This is a genomic window from Treponema sp. Marseille-Q3903, assembly GCF_014334335.1.
Taxonomy (GTDB): Bacteria; Spirochaetota; Spirochaetia; order Treponematales; family Treponemataceae; genus Treponema_D.
This window is the reverse complement of record NZ_JACSEU010000001.1, coordinates 1,198,635-1,215,887: the sequence shown is the minus strand read 5'-3', so window position 1 is coordinate 1,215,887 and position 17,253 is coordinate 1,198,635. Positions and strand designations below refer to the sequence as shown.

At 38.9% G+C, this 17,253-nt stretch carries 16 protein-coding genes and 1 tRNA gene; 8 read left to right on the top strand and 9 right to left on the bottom strand.

The window, feature by feature from the left end:
* Nucleotides 1-86: 86 nt before the first annotated feature.
* Nucleotides 87-1,841 carry a threonine--tRNA ligase gene (gene thrS, locus H9I37_RS05485; protein WP_187381453.1) on the top strand — a complete coding sequence of 585 codons (1,755 nt, stop codon included), beginning with the start codon at nt 87-89 and terminating at the stop codon, nt 1,839-1,841.
* A gap of 109 nt (nt 1,842-1,950) precedes the next feature.
* Nucleotides 1,951-2,023: transfer RNA gene (locus tag H9I37_RS05480), tRNA-Pro, on the top strand.
* Between the two features lie 64 nt (nt 2,024-2,087).
* On the opposite strand, the gene mtaB is transcribed toward H9I37_RS05480, so the two are convergent.
* The 7 genes from mtaB to H9I37_RS05445 form a co-directional block, all read right to left on the bottom strand.
* Nucleotides 2,088-3,548 carry a tRNA (N(6)-L-threonylcarbamoyladenosine(37)-C(2))-methylthiotransferase MtaB gene (gene mtaB, locus H9I37_RS05475; RefSeq protein ID WP_222864182.1) on the bottom strand — a complete coding sequence of 487 codons (1,461 nt, stop codon included), beginning with the start codon at nt 3,546-3,548 and terminating at the stop codon, nt 2,088-2,090.
* 22 nt (nt 3,549-3,570) lie between these two features.
* Nucleotides 3,571-4,206, bottom strand: coding sequence for a tetratricopeptide repeat protein (locus tag H9I37_RS05470; protein WP_187381452.1), 636 nt, complete (start codon nt 4,204-4,206; stop codon nt 3,571-3,573).
* Nucleotides 4,196-4,570: a bactofilin family protein gene (locus H9I37_RS05465; protein ID WP_187381451.1), complete on the bottom strand. Its 375-nt coding sequence runs from the start codon at nt 4,568-4,570 to the stop codon at nt 4,196-4,198. The genes H9I37_RS05470 and H9I37_RS05465 overlap by 11 nt, the downstream gene beginning before the upstream one ends.
* A gap of 1 nt (nt 4,571) precedes the next feature.
* Nucleotides 4,572-5,168: a dTDP-4-dehydrorhamnose 3,5-epimerase gene (gene rfbC / locus H9I37_RS05460; RefSeq protein WP_187381450.1), complete on the bottom strand. Its 597-nt coding sequence runs from the start codon at nt 5,166-5,168 to the stop codon at nt 4,572-4,574.
* Nucleotides 5,169-5,278: 110 nt separating this feature from the next.
* Nucleotides 5,279-6,151 carry a glucose-1-phosphate thymidylyltransferase RfbA gene (gene rfbA, locus H9I37_RS05455; protein ID WP_187381449.1) on the bottom strand — a complete coding sequence of 291 codons (873 nt, stop codon included), beginning with the start codon at nt 6,149-6,151 and terminating at the stop codon, nt 5,279-5,281.
* Between the two features lie 56 nt (nt 6,152-6,207).
* Nucleotides 6,208-7,350, bottom strand: a complete 1,143-nt coding sequence (rfbB, locus tag H9I37_RS05450; RefSeq protein WP_187381448.1) for a dTDP-glucose 4,6-dehydratase — start codon at nt 7,348-7,350, stop codon at nt 6,208-6,210.
* 115 nt (nt 7,351-7,465) lie between these two features.
* Nucleotides 7,466-8,173: an RluA family pseudouridine synthase gene (locus H9I37_RS05445; RefSeq protein ID WP_255422502.1), complete on the bottom strand. Its 708-nt coding sequence runs from the start codon at nt 8,171-8,173 to the stop codon at nt 7,466-7,468.
* A gap of 34 nt (nt 8,174-8,207) precedes the next feature.
* Between H9I37_RS05445 and H9I37_RS05440 the strand changes: the two genes are divergently transcribed.
* Entirely contained in the window at nt 8,208-9,386 is a 1,179-nt protein-coding gene (locus tag H9I37_RS05440) for a hypothetical protein (RefSeq protein WP_187381446.1), read from the top strand.
* Here the strand turns inward: H9I37_RS05440 and H9I37_RS05435 are convergent.
* Nucleotides 9,383-10,030 carry a PTS sugar transporter subunit IIA gene (locus tag H9I37_RS05435; protein WP_187381445.1) on the bottom strand — a complete coding sequence of 216 codons (648 nt, stop codon included), beginning with the start codon at nt 10,028-10,030 and terminating at the stop codon, nt 9,383-9,385. The two genes, H9I37_RS05440 and H9I37_RS05435, sit on opposite strands and share 4 nt — an antisense overlap.
* 172 nt (nt 10,031-10,202) lie before the next feature.
* Here H9I37_RS05435 and H9I37_RS05430 point away from each other — a divergent pair, with 172 nt between their 5' ends.
* The 5 genes from H9I37_RS05430 to H9I37_RS05410 all read left to right on the top strand — a co-directional run bounded on the left by H9I37_RS05430 (nt 10,203) and on the right by H9I37_RS05410 (nt 16,350).
* Nucleotides 10,203-11,267: a WD40 repeat domain-containing protein gene (locus tag H9I37_RS05430; RefSeq protein WP_187381444.1), complete on the top strand. Its 1,065-nt coding sequence runs from the start codon at nt 10,203-10,205 to the stop codon at nt 11,265-11,267.
* Between the two features lie 32 nt (nt 11,268-11,299).
* Nucleotides 11,300-12,172 carry a peptidoglycan DD-metalloendopeptidase family protein gene (locus H9I37_RS05425; RefSeq protein ID WP_187381443.1) on the top strand — a complete coding sequence of 291 codons (873 nt, stop codon included), beginning with the start codon at nt 11,300-11,302 and terminating at the stop codon, nt 12,170-12,172.
* Nucleotides 12,173-12,254: 82 nt separating this feature from the next.
* Complete coding sequence (locus tag H9I37_RS05420; RefSeq protein ID WP_255422501.1) at nt 12,255-14,021, top strand: phosphoglucomutase; 1,767 nt, start codon at nt 12,255-12,257, stop codon at nt 14,019-14,021.
* 18 nt (nt 14,022-14,039) lie between these two features.
* The gene (locus H9I37_RS05415) at nt 14,040-15,785 is read left to right on the top strand and encodes a phospho-sugar mutase (protein ID WP_187381442.1); all 1,746 of its coding nucleotides are present in this window, start codon (nt 14,040-14,042) and stop codon (nt 15,783-15,785) included.
* A gap of 13 nt (nt 15,786-15,798) precedes the next feature.
* Complete coding sequence (locus tag H9I37_RS05410) at nt 15,799-16,350, top strand: 3'-5' exonuclease (protein WP_255422500.1); 552 nt, start codon at nt 15,799-15,801, stop codon at nt 16,348-16,350.
* Here H9I37_RS05410 and H9I37_RS05405 read toward each other — a convergent pair.
* Entirely contained in the window at nt 16,319-17,233 is a 915-nt protein-coding gene (locus H9I37_RS05405; RefSeq protein ID WP_187381440.1) for a M23 family metallopeptidase, read from the bottom strand. The genes H9I37_RS05410 and H9I37_RS05405 overlap by 32 nt on opposite strands.
* Between the last annotated feature and the right edge of the window lie 20 nt (nt 17,234-17,253).

Here is a 17,253-nt window from a genome sequence, read left to right as displayed (position 1 = left end):
ATAAAAAAATTATAAACCCGTCTCGGGGAATTAAATTTATAATCAAAGGGTGAAAAATTCCATCCTTGTTCAGGAGTAGCAAAAAAATGGCTGTTGATAACAAATTGCAGACTGTAAGACACAGCTGCGCACACGTGATGGCAGAAGCAATCTTAAAATTATATCCAGGGACAAAAATTGCAATCGGACCCGCAATTGACAACGGATTTTACTATGATTTTGAATTTCCAAACGGCACAAGATTCACCGAGACTGACTTTCCCGTTGTTGAAAAAGAGATGAGAAGGATTCTTGCCGGCAACCACGAATTTGTCCGCAGAGAAGTTTCAAAGCAAGAGGCACTCAAATTGTTTTCAGACCAACCTTATAAGGTTGAACTTATAAACGATTTACCAGATGATGAAATTATTTCAACATACGAACAGGATGGCTTTATAGACCTGTGCCGCGGACCTCATGTCGCAAGCACAAAAGAAATCAACGGACAGGCATTTAAACTTAGCCGCGTTGCAGGTGCATATTGGCGTGGCGATTCCGACCGTCAGATGTTGACGCGAGTTTATGCCCTTTGTTTTACAAAACCGGGAGAACTGAAAGAATATCTTGATATGATTGCGGAAGCTGAAAAACGTGACCACCGAAAAATCGGTGTAGAGATGGATTTATTCCATCTAGAGCCCGAAGATCCAGGACAGATTTTCTGGCATCCAAACGGCTGGACAATTTATACAATTATTCAAGACTATATGCGAAAGATGACTATTCGCGACGGGTATAAAGAAGTCAACACTCCTGCAATCATGCCGCGTACATTGTGGGAACGTTCTGGTCACTGGGGACACTATCAGAAAAACATGTTTATAACAGAATCTGAAAAGCGCTTATTTGCAATAAAACCGATGAACTGTCCAGGAGCGCTCGAGATTTTTAATTCAAAGCAGCGTTCTTACAAAGACCTTCCTCTTCGCCTTGCAGAATTTGGGCACTGTGTACGAAATGAACCGTCGGGAACATTGCATGGTATCATGCGTGTACGAGGTTTTGTTCAGGACGACGCACATATCATCTGCACAGAAGAACAGATAGGTTCAGAAGTTGCAAAATTCTGTAAACTATTAAAAGCTGTTTATCATGATTTTGGATTTGAAGATCTAGTCGTAAAATTTTCTACGATGCCGGAAGATCACGTTGGAGACCTTGCAACGTGGCAGCATGCAGAAAAAGCGCTTGCAGATGCATGTCACGCCGCCGGACTTGAATATGAAATTCAGCCGGGTGAAGGTGCATTTTATGGACCAAAACTCGAATTCAAGCTGTTCGACTGTCTTGGACGCGAATGGCAGTGTGGTACAATTCAAGTAGACTATCAGCTCCCTTCTGCAGAGCGCCTTGATGCAACTTATATCGGTGCCGACAATCAAAAACACCACCCTGTCATGCTCCATCGCGCTGTCCTTGGGTCATTGGAACGATTTTTAGGTATTTTGATTGAAAACTTTGCAGGGGCATTTCCTGCATGGCTTGCATTTGAACAAGTCGCCGTAGTTCCTGTTTCATCAGAATTTAACGATTATGCAAAAGAAGTCAATGATGCCATGTTGTCAGCAGATATCCGTTCAAACGTTTACCTTGGTGATGAAAACATGAAAGCAAAGATTAAACAAGTTTCTATGGAACACAAAACTCCTTATGTACTTGTTGTAGGCGAAAAAGAAAAATCGGAAAATTCAGTCTGTGTCCGCTATCGTTTTTCGAGCAAAAAACCGCAGGAAACAATGAAAATTTCAGACTTCATAAAATATGTTCTTACAAAAAATGAAGAAAGAGGAACTGGCATATAATTTTGTAAGTGATAAAATCATATAATAAATCTGAAGTAGAATAATTTTACGAAAAGTCATTTAGGGTACTTGATTAAAAACATGATTTAGTATATATTTGTTATCACATCGGGCAGTAGCGCAGCTGGTAGCGCGTCTGGTTTGGGACCAGGATGTCGCAGGTTCAAATCCTGTCTGCCCGACTTAAAACACTTGTAAAGCTGCAAGTGTTTTTTTTATTTTAAATAATATCCGGTAAAAACTTGTTCAAGTGCAACTATTCAGCAATTCTGCGGCGGCTTCTATTTCACCGCCTTTTGATATTTTTTCTCTTAGCGTTTTGAGTATTTTTACTCGGTGTTGTTGATTTGAAAGATTTCCATTTTGACAATGAATCTCACAGTGAATAAAATTTTCTGTTACAGCGTGATATATGAAATCTGATGAAAAAGGCGACAAAACAGCAGGGCGTTTTACAGTTTCAAAAATTGCGTCTAATTCCGCATTTATAAAATTCTCAATATATTTTATCTTATTTTTTATCGCCCATGCAGTCACTCGTTTTGAGCGCTCGTCAGCTGTCACTTGAGCGACTTTATTTTTCATATTTGCTGCAGGCGTTCCCGGACGCTCTGAAAACACAAATGCATGAACCCAAGAGAAATCACACAGCTCACAGAGCTTCATCGTCTTCTCAAAGTCTTCGTCAGTCTCGCCGGGAAAACCGGTGATTATATCACATGCGATAAAAGGGTTTGTTTTTGCCTGACGCAACTTACGGCACGCATTTACGACATCGGAAGCTGTGTAAGTCCTGTTCATCAATCGTAAGATTTTATCTGACCCTGTTTGTACAGAAATGTGAAAATGAGGGCGAACTCTTTTATCTGAAATTGCAGCACAAAATTCATCATCTACAATTTCTGGATAGAGGCTTGAAATTCTAAAGTTGATTTTATCTGTATTTTCCAAAAGAATTTTTAGAAGTTTTGAAAAATTACAATAACCATTTTTATATTTCCCATGATACTGTGAAATATTGACTGTCGTGAGAACTACTTCTGACTGCCCTTCTTTTTCCATCTGTTTCACACGCTCAATTGCCGTCTCGACTTCTATTGAAACGCTGTGCCCACGAGCCATGTGAATTGCACAATAAGAACAGTTATTGTTGCAGCCATCTTGAATTTTCAGGCTTGCACGCGAATGCGCAATTAAAGAAGTTGCGGAAAGTTTAAATGAATTTTCAGGATAGGTTGGTTTTTCTTGCGGCGTTTTACCGATTTCTGAATCGATTAACTCTGCGAGCTTTACAGGGTTATAAAGTTTTTTTTCAAGTAAATTATCAAAATATTTTTTGATTAATTGTGGGACTTCTGCTATACGGCTTTTTATCTGCCCACCTATCACGCAGATTCTTTCGTCAATCTGCTTTATTTTTTCCGGTGATAATTGCGCGTAACAGCCAGTGACAAGGACAGCAGCATTAGGACATTTAGTCAACAGCAATCTAATTATTCGGCGCGCTTTCTGTTCCGCTTTCTGCGTTACTGTGCATGTATTTACAACACAAAGAACTACATCTTCATTTTCAGCAGAAGAAGATGTGATATTTGACATATCGACAAGAAAATCGCAGCTTAAAAAAAATCTTGACATTCCTTCACTTTCAATCTGGTTCAGGCGACATCCAAGAGTTTCAATTCTGATTGTGTTATAGTTTGGCAATTAACGTTATCTTCCGGTAATTTTACTGCAATTTTGCGTTGACTCGCTCATAACCGCGAGAAGCATCTGACGAAGAGGAATTCAGTCTGAGAGCTTCTTCATACGCTTCAAGTGCTTTGCGATAATTTTTTGCCATTTCACGAGCGTAGCCAAGTCGAACCCACCAAGTATCGAGCAGAGGTTCTTTTTTTACAGCCGATGAAAGCGCTATATCTGCATGCTGGTAACGAGCCTGGCGAATAAAAATCTCTCCCATATAATAATATGCAACGCCAACTCGAGAACCGCTTTCAGAAGCACCTGCGACATATCTTTGAAACTGTTCCATCGCACCTGTGTTTTTTCCAAGATAGTATTTAGCTTCACCGAGCGCTTCAATCAGACGTAAATCATAAGGACTGACTGCAAGCCCCTCAGATGCACGTTCTTCGGCTTCGGCATACTGTTTGTTTTTGATCAACGCCCAGCACATGACAACATACGACTCAATGCGGTTTGGATTTAACTTCAGTTCCTCTTCACAAACTTGAATAGATTCTCGATATTTTCCGTTGTGATAAAGGACAAGCGCATCTTGTTTTGCATTAGATACCTGTGCAACCAATTGTGAAGAAAATAGCAAACATAAAGAGATAATTAGTATAGATTTATTTTTCATTTTCATTTTTTACCATTGTGCATTTGCCGGAAAATACGCAGCCCGGTTCAAGCACTACTTTTCCTGTCGTAATATCGCCGTCCACAGCACCTGATGAAGTGATGAAGATCAATTTGTTTCCAATTACATTTCCTTTTACTTTTCCGCGAATCAGGACACGCTCTGCCTCAATATCGGCATTTACGACTGCATTTGAATCAATCACAATATCACTTGTTGAAGAGATTTTGCCATTTACTTTGCCGCGAATCATAAATGTCTTTTTAATTTTGATTTCACCTGTAAAAGAGATGTCATCTTCAACAATTGTATCAAAAGCTGAGTCGTCTAAATCAAAAAAATCAGTATCTTTTACGTCAAACATATTATTTTTGCCATTTACCTTTTATATCAAAATATTTTTTATCAGGGTCGAATGCAGGATGTTTTCCATCTTTTTCCGACAGGAGAGGATTTACATCAGGGGCGATTTCAGTCCAATTTACATTGATTAGAGGATCGTTCCACATGAGACCGCCTTCTCCGCTCGGGTCATAAAAATCAGTGCATTTATATGTGAAAATTGCTTCATCCGACAAAACATAAAAACCGTGAGCGAAACCTTCAGGAATGTAAAACATGTTCTGTTTTTCACTGTCGAGAATTACACCGTAATATTTTCCAAAAGTGTCTGAACCGTTGCGGATGTCGACAGCGACATCGTAAACTTTTCCCTGAAGATCGCGGACGAGTTTTCCCTGCGGATGATTTGTCTGAAAATGAAGACCGCGAAGAACTCCTTTGCTTGATTTTGACTGATTGTCCTGCACAAATTTCATCTTGAGTCCAGCTTCAAAAAAATCTCGCTCGCTGTAAGTTTCTGCAAAATATCCTCGTGAATCACCAAACAGTTTCGGCTGTATTTCATAAAGTCCATCAAACTTTACGCCTTCTTTTTCACACTGTCTAAATTCAAAACTCATATAAATTCCTTCATTTTTACAATTTACAATTTACAGTTTACGTACATGCATTTCTTTGGATCCGCCGCATTTACTTACACAATAGCATCTCCGTTTTGCAGTGAACGACATCAACTGTTTGCAATATATTCCAAGTATCTGCCGTAATCGGTTTTATAGCCTTTTGCCATATCGAGAAGCTGCTGTTTTGTAATCCAGCCGTTTCTGAACGAAATTTCTTCTATGCAAGAAATATACATCCCCTGTCGTTTTTGGATTGTAGCGATAAAATTGCTCGCTTCCAAAAGCCCGTCATAAGTTCCCGTATCGAGCCATGCCATTCCTCGTCCCAAAAGCTCTACGGAAAGTTCTCCGCGGTTCAAATATTCATTGTTGATTGAAGTTATTTCGATTTCTCCACGGGCACTTGGCTTTACATTTGCAGCAATATTCACAACTTCGTTGCTGTAAAAATAAAGTCCCGGAACAGCATAATTTGATTTCGGATTTGCGGGTTTTTCTTCAATTCCTAAAACTTTTCCTGATTTATCAAATTCGACAACTCCGTATGATGTAGGATCTTTTACAAGATAACCGAATATCACGCTGCCGTCTCCGCTTTCAACTTTTTTGCGAGCACGTTTTAAAGTTTGAGTAAAGCTCTGCCCATAAAAAATATTGTCTCCGAGCACAAGAGCAACGCTGTCGTTTCCGATAAATTTTTTACCGATTATGAATGCATCTGCAAGACCGCGCGGTTTGTCCTGAATTGCGTATTCAAATTTCATCCCAAACCAAGAGCCGTCTCCGAATAATTCCTTAAAGCAAGAGATATCGCGCGGAGTTGAAATAATCAAGACTTCACGAATTTCTGCGAGCATGAGACAAGACAATGGATAATAAATCATAGGTTTATCATACAACGGTAAAATCTGTTTTGATACAGCTTTTGTTATCGGATACAAACGAGTTCCGCTTCCGCCGGCTAAAATAATTCCTTTCATTGCGTTCGCCCCTTTTTTTCGCTTACTGTCGAGTTTTATTTACAAATTTGAACACGCTACCTTCCAAATTCAGTGTAATTCTTGCTGATCCAGTTTTTGTAGTCACCTGACAAAATGTGATTTATCCAGTCGCTGTTTTTCAAATACCACTTTACAGTTTCCTTCAACCCTTCTTCAAAAGTCATCTTTCTTTCCCAGCCGAGTTTTGTCTTGATTTTTGTACAGTCTATAGCATATCGTTTATCGTGGCCGGGTCTGTCTTTTACGTAAGTGATTGTCTTTTCTACATCTGAAACTGGCTTTCCTATTTGTGCAGCTGTCAGCTCTATCACTTTATGCAAAAGTTTTATATTTTGCCATTCGTTTTCACCGCCGATGTTATATTTTTCGCCGGCTATGCCATTTTTCACAATCAGCCAGACTGCACGGTTGTGGTCTTCCACATAAATCCAATCACGTATATTGTCGCCTTTTCCGTAAACAGGGAGATTTTTTCCGTCACGGATATTTGAAATCATCAGCGGAAGGAGTTTTTCGGGGAATTGGTATGGTCCGTAGTTGTTTGTACAGTTAGACAACGTCACAGGTAGCCCGTATGTGTGAAAATATGCCATTGCGATATGGTCGGAGCTTGCCTTTGAAGAAGAATATGGACTGCGCGGGTCATAAGGTGTGTCTTCTCTAAAATATCCTGTCTCGCCAAGAGAACCATAAACTTCATCAGTTGAAATATGATGAAAAAGAACATCGTCGCGGATTGTGCCGTCATCTTTTTTCCAGTAATTGCGTGCGACATCAAGAAGCGTAAAAGTTCCCATAACATTTGTTTTCATAAACGCTTCAGGACCTAAGATAGAGCGGTCAACGTGGCTTTCAGCAGCAAAGTGAATTACAGTATCGATGTCATACTGCTTAAAAATCCGCTCAATATTTTTGCGGTCACATATATCAACTTTTTCAAAAAAATACCGCTTGTTGACTTTTTCAGCACCGCTTCCAAATTTTGCATCAACATCAGAAAGGCTTTCGAGGTTTCCTGCATAAGTCAAGCAATCTACGTTTACAACTTTTCCGCCAAAGTCCGCATCGTTAAAAAGATTTTTCTCTGCCGAAGAAAGTCCAAACAAATAACGAATAAAATTAGAGCCGATAAATCCGGCTCCTCCTGTCACCAAAATGTTATGTAATTTTCTATTCATGATAGGCATTGTATCATAATATGCAATAAATAACTACTGCCCGATACCTGTATCGCTATTCATTATAAACAAGCTTAGATAAAGCCGCAAAAAGACTGTCATAGCGCAAAGACTGTCATAGATAAGGTTCTCTATTTTCTAATTTCTTAAACTCATCAGGCAATTCTATCTCAAAAACGTTCACTTTTCCTTCAAACGGAACTGAAAGTTTTACAGACGCAAGCAGCATATGCTTTATCTTAAAGTGTTTTTTGAGAAGTTTGTTTATTTTAAAATTACCGTGTTGATCATCACCTGCGACAGGGCAGCCTTGTTTTGCCAAATGGATGCGAATTTGATGCATGCGTCCCGTCTCAAGCTTAAGCTTGACCAAAGACATTTTTATTGTCTGCATGTGTTCAAAATCATATTCTTCGTTTTCGTTTTTTGAGTTCTCATTTTTAGAAGAAAATGAAACTTCCCATTCCTTTTCTACGTTGTAATTTGTGATAGCGGATTTTGCTTCGCCGTGTTGAACGACATCTTCTTTGATGACTCCACTTTTCTTTTTAAGAGAGCCTGCGCAAACAGCGATGTATTCCTTTTGAGCCAGCTTTGAACTTATCAGTTTTGTCCATTTACATGCCGCTTTCGGAGTTTTTGCTACAATCATCAATCCGCATGTGTCTTTATCAAGCCTATGAACAAGAAAAACTTTTTGACCGGTCTGCATGGAAAAATCAGAGTCTAGCGAATGAGAGACTCCGCTTCCTCCCTGTACGGCAAGACCGGACTGTTTATTTATAATGTATATTTCATCATTCTCATATATAATTGGCACCATATTCATCCGATTATATTAATAGAGGTGTTCAAAAATGACAAGAATATCAAAATTAAAAATCACATTACTTTTAATCATCTTATTTTCGAGTTTCGCATCTATATTTGCAGAAAAGATTGTAGATAATGATTTTAAATTTTCACTCGACATTCCGGAAGGATTCAACGTAACTGACAACACTGATGATGGACTTTCATATTTTTTTGAGCACCCTGATATTCCTGTCACGTTTGTGATGAAAATTACAACTGACAATTCTTATCAAGATTCTAAAATGGCGCTCGAACAAAGCTTTTCAAAATTAAAAGCCCAAAATAACATAGACAACTTTTTATGGAATGATACTGAATGTGCAATCGGAACTTTTTCAGTCAACCTCGATAAAATTTACAGCGGCTGGGGTGTTTCTGCCCCTACACAAATTGCAGGAAGTTATCTAGTCTTACTTTGCTATTCTCCATCAGATAAAGGAAAAACATGTGAACATTTTATGATGTCAATTTTGAATTCTCTTTGCATCGATGAAAAAAAATACAACACACCCGGCATAATCGTTTCTTATGCATTTCCTAATCTTTCTCAAAAAGAAATTTTGCTGAACATAGGAGGTAAAAAAATCAAAACATCGATAAATGAATCAGATGAAGAGGCTTCTAAATTTGTAATTGACATTGAATATTCGGTTTTAACATTTTATGCAAATCACAAACTTATCAAAGATGCTTGGATTCGCTACTACAAAACGATTTACCGCGACAATTATGGCAGGCTTCAAAACGTAAATAAAGATATCTACAATACACTTTACAAAGAATGCAAAAACAAAAATCATTCAAATCCAGACATTGAATACGCGCAAATGCTTTTGTCTTGGGTACAGAATTTTGAATACAGGCGGGCGGAATCGAAAAGAGAATCTGACTTCACAAGTCTTCCGGCTGTACTGACAGGAACCGGCAACGATTGTGACAGCCGAAGCATGCTCGTATGCTCTCTTCTCAATTCAATTGGAGTTGAAACTCTGTTTTTATTTTCACCTGAATATTCTCACGCAATGCCGGCAGCAAAAATAAACGCACCTGGACAAAGTTACATTACCGAAGACGGAACAAAATATTTGTTTGGAGAAACTACGGCAAAAGTCACTTGGGGAATGATTGCCAAAAATCACGCCGACAGAACTAAATGGATTCCCGTAGCTTTTTCTGACTAAGCGCGCAAAAGTAAATCAAAGATATCTTTCTCAGTACCTGCATTGTTCAGAGAGTCACGAAAATCGTTTTGCTTAAGTTTTGAACTGAAATGTGAAATCGTCTTTAAATAATATGAATGCTGATTATATGCAGCTGCTATCATGAACAGAAGACTTACAGGCTGGTCATCGATTGCTGCAAAGTCCGATATGGGCTTCTTACAAACCCCAACAGCCATCACAAGATCGGTGACAGAAGAGAGCCTTACGTGTGGGATTGCAATTCCTCTTCCGATTGCTGTGGACATAAGCTCTTCGCGCTTTAAGATTTCGTCTGTTAGTTCTTGAGCGTTTTTAATTTGAGGAGCTGTCGCCAATACATCGGCAAGCTCTACGAGAGCATCGTGTTTTGATGACTGATTGATAAAAACAACGCGGTTTGGAGAGAGGATATTTCTTACCTGAATCTGCATATCAGATTGTTTTGCAGAATCCGATGAAAGCCTTACATTTACCCAGTTTTCGATTTCCGACTTTTTAAAACGCCATACAGTTCCGATTTTGCCTGCCGGAATCTCACCTTTTTGAGCCCAATCATATACCGTTCTGTCAGAAACACGAAGATATTTTGCGACTTCTTCTATGGTAAGGATATTATCTTCCATCTTTTTACCTCTCTAAACACTTGATAATCACTGTTATCAGCTTGAAATTCTTAGAATATTTTGCATACTTTACGGTATTTTGTCAAGATTCAACATATTATTATATTTATGCGGCACACAGCGATTTCTTCTTGAATTGAATTTTACATATTTTTAATATATATTAAACGATATGAAAAACAAAAAAGGCATTCCATTCTTTTTACTTTTCGCTGTGCTTATAACAATCGTCTACATTGCTTTAGCAGCAAAACCTCTCACAGAAGAATTTCAATTTACTCCAATCTGGAAAATAAATATTTCGGCTCCAATCACACAGACAGTTGAAAAAGACAAAAAAAAGCTTGCATTTCATCTCGGGCAGTCAGTCGGTTACTTCTCAGAAGATGGAGAAATAACATTGCTAAAATCATTTCCGGCAAAAGCAGATATCTCCGATTACTATTTTGCAATATACAATTCAGGGGCCAAAAACACTGAATTTTTTAACAACAACGGCGAGATTGCCGGGTATATTAAAGCAGAAGGGTTTCCATATTTTGCAGAGCAGATTATATATGTGTTTCTCCCCGGCGGATGCAGTTTTTCAAAATGTACACAGACAGGCGATATTCAGTGGACGTATGAAGGGACTATTCCAATCACGGCTTTTGCTGCAAACGATAATCATACAGCAGCAGGCTTTGCCGACGGCACAATAAAAGTGCTAAACAACGCAGACGGTCAGACAGAAGTAAACTTTGCTCCGGGAGGAAGCGACTATCCTGTAATTCTCGGTCTCGATATTTCACCTGATGGAAAATACGTCGCATCGATTTCCGGTCACAAAAAGCAGCGTTTTGTTCTTTCACGCCGCGAAGGAAATCAACAGAAAATAATATATCATAAATTTTTTGAAAACGATTTGCCGTACAGGACTATTGTGAGATTTTGCAAAGACTCTAGGCGCATTTTATACAACTTTCCGCAAGGGCTCGACATCTATGATATTGAAGATAAAAAATCAAAATTTATAGGCATAAAAGATAAAATCATTTCGGTAAAAGAGACTGACGATATGATTTTTCTTTTGAGTAAAGAAAAGAAAAAATACACAGTTTCTCTGGTCGACTCTACAAATACTCTTGAGGGTTCGTTTTCTTTTACAGCAGAATCTGCATTTATCAATACATACGACAACAATCTTTACGTCGGAAGAGACAATTCAATTTCTCGCATAAAAGTTTCAAAAGAATAATATAAAAAAAAGTAGTCATGGAGAAAATTAAAATGAAAAATCTGAAAAATTTTGTATTTACAGCGCTGCTTTTTTTATTTGCACAATCAGTTTATTCTTTTGACTGGCCGCAAAGTGAAATCACAGCAAATTCATTTAAATCATATTTTGGACAAAACAGAGACAGCATATTGAGCACTTCGTTGATTTTTACAGAGCCAACAGAGATAAAAGCTGCCGAAAAAGGATTTATTCTCGCCATTCTCACAGAAGACAAAGATGAGATGGACTTTTTCCCATCAACTTTGGGAACGGCTGTAATTATTTCACACGAAGACAACATGCTTTCTGTCTATGGGAATATCGACCAGGAGACTTTAACTCTCAACTATAGAAATAGTAAAACTGTAGATGCTGGAGAAATAATCGGGCAAGTCGGCATTTCAGGATATCAAGTTGAAAAAGGAAACTTAGAATTTCAAATCATCGACACAAATAATAAATCGGCTATCAATCCGAAGATTCTGATGCCGCGTACAGAATCCGAATTACCTCTAAGATTTGCAGGTATAATGATTGAAAGTAAAGACAAAGATATTTACGACGCAAATATTTACAAAACATATAAGTCCGGTTTGTATAGAGTCTATTTTAAAAGAAATGAAATTGCAGTTCCGTATAAGACAGCTGTTTCAATAAACGGCGTACTTGTAGATCAGATTTCTTACGATACTATCACGCAAAGAGACAACAAGCTGTGCGTAAACGGAAAGAAAAAATATACAAGTGCTGATGTGTTTCCTGATGGGCAACTTCAACTGCTCGGAGAAGCGATGTTTACGCCGGGACGTGTAAATCTTGGTCTTTCTATAACAGACTTTTTTGGAAATGTACAACAGCTAAATTACAATATAATAATAAAATAAATTATATTTTTTTTGAGTAATATGCTGATTTATGTTAAAATATTCATATATTTTTTACATTCATTGGGAGGTTTTGTAAATTTTGGAACATAACATGATTCTTTCCGCCTCAGGCTGGCGAAAAATATTTGCAGTCTCTGGGAATGAACAGGACAAAAATCCACAGATAAGTGAAGAAAATAAAGCGATTTCTGTTATCGCTGCAAACGTTTTTTTTGATTATATAAAAGAAGTCAGCGGCCAGGAAGCTCCTGTAATTGCACTTGGAATCGACTCACGTCCTACCGGTCCTGCAATTGCAGACGCGATGATTCACGCTCTTGTAAAAAAAGGCGCAATCATTCAATATTCAGCAGTCACTGCTGCACCGGAAATCATGGCTTATGCAAAAAAACTGGACGGTTTTATTTACGTTTCGGCAAGCCATAACCCTATCGGGCATAATGGAATAAAATTCGGGACAAACGATGGCGGAGTTTTGTGCGGAAGCGAAAATGCAAAACTTGTAAAAGATTTTATTTCACGCCTCAGCGATGACAAAGCTGTTGAAGAGGCTGTGAAAGTCGCTTATTCATGCTATGCATCTGAGCTCAAAAAAGTTTACGATGTTTCTGAAAGTTCAAAACACAATTCACTTTATGCTTACAAAAACTTTATAAATGAAACAATAACAGGAACTGACAACAAAGAATACCAAGATGATTTTTTTGGAATGTTTAACACGCTGACTGCTGAAAACCCAATCGGCGTTGTCGCAGATTTTAATGGAAGTTCACGTTCACGCAGCATTGACCGCGAATATTTTAGGGAACACAGAATAAACTTTTATTCTATGAACGATGCGCAGATCGTGCACGAGATTATCCCTGAAGCGGAAAACCTTGTAGAACTCGCGAAAGAGATGGAAAGACTTCATTCTGATGGACACAAAGAAGTTGTGCTTGGCTACATGCCTGACTGCGACGGAGACCGCGGAAATATCGTCTTTTGGGACGAAAAGAACAAAAAAGCTGTGATTCTAAAAGCGCAGGAAGTTTTCAGCCTTTCGGTTCTTGCGGAACTCACATATTCAATCTGGCAGCACGGCACAGAAGACGGTTTTAAACCAGCAGTTGCGGTGAACTGCCCGACTTCGATGAGAATCGAGGAAATTGCAGAAAAACTCGGTGCAAAAGTTTTCCGTGCAGAAGTCGGTGAAGCAAATGTAGTAAATCTTGCCCGCGAAAAACGTTCGGAAGGTTATACGATTCGAATCTTGGGAGAAGGTTCAAACGGCGGAACGATAACTTATCCATCATCAGTCAGAGACCCATTGAACACTGTTTTTGCAATATTAAAACTCTTGATAATGAGGGAAAACGGACTGTTTGAAATGTGGTGCAAAAAAACAGGAATCAAATATAATCCGAACTTCACGCTGACAGACGTCTTAGAGTCACTGCCGAAATACACGACGACAGGAGTTTCAGAACCTCGTGCACTTCTTCATGTAAAGAACACAGATCATGCGGAACTTAAAAAGAGCTTTCAAAACGTTTTTGAAAAAGAATATAAAGCAAAATCTTCCGAATTAAAAAAGAAATACGGTATATGCAGCTGGGAAGCTGTCATCACAAACGGAACAAAAGAAACGCACAACGTAAAAGACTTTTCGCTTTCAGGCAAAGGCGGTCTTAAAATTTTATTTAAAGACAAAAACGAAAAGCCAACTGCATTTATCTGGATGAGAGGAAGCGGCACCGAACCTGTTTTTAGAATCATGTGCGATGTTTGCGGCAACAGACCGGAAATGGAAAAAGATTTATTAAATTGGGAAACTAAAATGTTAGGCAAAGCAGATAAGGCCTGATATAAGGAGAATACAAGTATGGATAAAAATGAAATCTTAAAGAGGGCAAAAGAATACATTGCCGCAGAAAAAGACGAAAGGTTCAGCAAAGAAGTTGAAGAACTCATCGCAAAAGAAGATTATAAGGAACTAGAAGACCGTTTCTATCGGACACTTGAATTCGGGACGGGCGGACTGAGAGGGATTATGGGTGGCGGCACAAACCGTATGAACACTCTTGAAATAAATCTCGCTACACAGGGATTGGCAAATTACGTTATCAAAACATTCCCTGACAAAGCTAAAAATGGAACTTTGAGCGCCGTTGTCGCATATGACAGCCGATTGAATTCAGATGTATTTGCCGAAGCCACAGCGTTGATTTTTGCTGCAAACGGTATCAAAGCGTATCTTTTTTCAGGACTCCGCCCTACACCGGAACTCTCATTTGCAATTAAACAGCTAAAAGCACAGACAGGAGTCGTAGTCACAGCGTCGCACAACCCGAGGATTTATAACGGTTACAAGGCATATTGGGACAACGGAGCTCAGGTTATAGAGCCGCATGATATTGGAATTATCGAAGAAGTAAACAAAGTCACAGAAGTAAAAACGATGACTCGCGTTGAAGCGATTTCGACAGGAAAACTCGTTTTAATAGACAAAGAGATTGATACAAAATTCTGGGATATGTGTAAATCGCAGCTTTTCCGTCCTGATTTAATAAAAGAAAAAGCAAAAGACGTCCGCATAGTTTACACACCGCTTCACGGAACAGGAGGAATGCACGTAAACAAAGTTTTAGGTGACCTCGGCTTAAATATCATAAACGTAAAAGAGCAGTTTGAACCTGATGGAAACTTCCCTACTGTAGAAAAACCGAATCCTGAAGAAAAACCAGCGCTTAAACTCGCTGTTGAACTGGCAAAAAAAGAAAAGGCTGACGGCTTAATGGCTACAGACCCTGATGCTGACCGCTTCGGAACTGCTTTCCCTGACAAAGACGGGAACTGGATTTTGCTTTCAGGAAATCAAATGGGTGCCTTGCTGATGGAGTATGTATTCCTCTCTCGAAAAGAATTAAACAAAATGCCTCAAAATCCCGCATGTATCCGCTCTATCGTAACATCTCCGTTTGGTGACTACATCTGCAAAAAATACGGTGTAAAAATGATGGAATGTCTTACCGGATTTAAATGGATTGCAGCGATTGAAGACGACTTTGAAAAGAAAAATTCACACAACTACGTGTTCGGTTTTGAAGAAAGCTACGGTTACAAGATTGAAAAAGAAGTTATGGATAAAGATGGAGTTTCGGCAGCCGCAATGTGTGCGGAGATGATTCTTTACTGGCGTTCGCAAGGTAAGAGCCTTCTCGAGCACCTCGATGAAATGTACAAAGAATTCGGTTACTTTGAAGACCGCTCAATTTCACAATACTTCCCCGGAATGCAAGGCGTTGAGACGATGAATGGAATGATGGCTTCATTGCGAAAAGATCCGCCAAAAGTTCTCGGCGGTGAAAAAGTTCTCAAAGTTCGCGATGTAATGAACGACCCTGAACTTCCAAAATCAAACGTGCTACAGTTCTACCTGGAAAGCGGTACAATCGTAAGTGCGCGTCCATCAGGAACAGAGCCGAAGATTAAGTTCTACATCAACTCCATGGTTCCTGCCGGAGACGGTTCGGACAAATGGTTTGCAGACGCTAAGGCAAAAGCTGCAAAACTTTGTGACGGAATCGCAGCTGATATTAAAAAATTTATAGATGCAGCATCAAAATAAAAAGATTACGGACATGAAACGAATACGCCGTCTTTACGAAGACGGCGTATCTTTCACTGCATTCGACACTGAAACAACAGGAATCACTCCTTCCTCATGCAGAATAATCGAAATCGGTGCCGTCAAGTTCAACAAGGACGGAATTATTCAAACTTGGAACAGATTGTTTTATCCGGAACAGCAAATTCCGCCTTTTATAACACAGCTGACGCACATAACGCAGGCAATGGTAGATGTAGAAGACCGCATATCATGCCATCTACCTGATTTTATCGATTTTTTAAGCGATTCTGTGATAATCGCACACAACGCCCAATTTGATTTAAACTTTTTAAACTCTGAGTGTGGACGCTGCAATCTACCTTTATCAAAAAACAGATTTATAGATACGCTTCAATTATCACGCCAGAAATTTCCGGCGCTTCAAAGCCACAAACTCGATTATCTTGCAGATTATCTAAAAATAGATAAAGGCTCTTCACACAGAGCCCAAGATGATGCAAACACTTGCAAAAAATTATTTGAATTCTGTCTTAATTACGCGGTGCCTTTCCAGGGTCTATAGGCTGACCATTTTGAAAAACCATAAACTGAATCTGAGAATTGCCGCTAATAGAATCGATGCCTGCTGTTCCGAGTTCCGAACCTGAAACAGTGTATTCGCCTTTGCGGACTTTTACAGAACCTAGCCCTGTGTATGCGTAAATCAAGCCTGTTTTAGATTGAACAAAAACAACCTGCCCGAACCCTCTGTATGTTCCAACATACATCACAGTTCCTTCATGAATACAAGTTACTTTTTCATCTGCCCCAGCCGAAAGAGAAACTCCTGAAATTTTCCCTTTAATCTGTGTTATTTTTGGAGAAGAGACAGGCCACTTTGTTGAAGAATCTGCACTTAAAGTTGAGCCGTAAGTCCTCGTATCAGGAGCATTTTCCGCAATTTTAATCACAGTTTCTCCGGATTTTTTTGATGCTGAAGGATTGTCACCAACGCTTCCCGATTGATTTTTTTGTGGAACTTTTAATTTTTGCCCCACTTTTATAACTTCATTGTTGTCTAAGTTGTTTATCGCAAGAAGTTTTGCAACTGTAAGGTTGTTATCTTTAGCGATTCTGTAAAGTGTATCGCCTTTCTTTACGATGTACGACTGTGTCTTTACCTCTGCTGTTGCGTTGCTTGAATCATTTTTCGTTGAAGAAGAAAGCGCCACAGCGTTTCCAATATCTGCGTCCGGGATTATCAGCTTTTGTCCTGCCTTAAGGATATCGCTTTCTGAAAGGTTGTTAGCAGCCCTGAGTTCCGCAACTGTAATCTGATACTTTCGGCTGATAGAATAAAGTGTATCTCCTTTTCCAACTTTATATGTAATTTCTGCAAATGCAAATAAAGTAAAAAATGAAAAAATTGATATTGAGCAAATCCGTTTAAAGTTTGAAGTTTTCATATATTTATTATCGGCAAAAA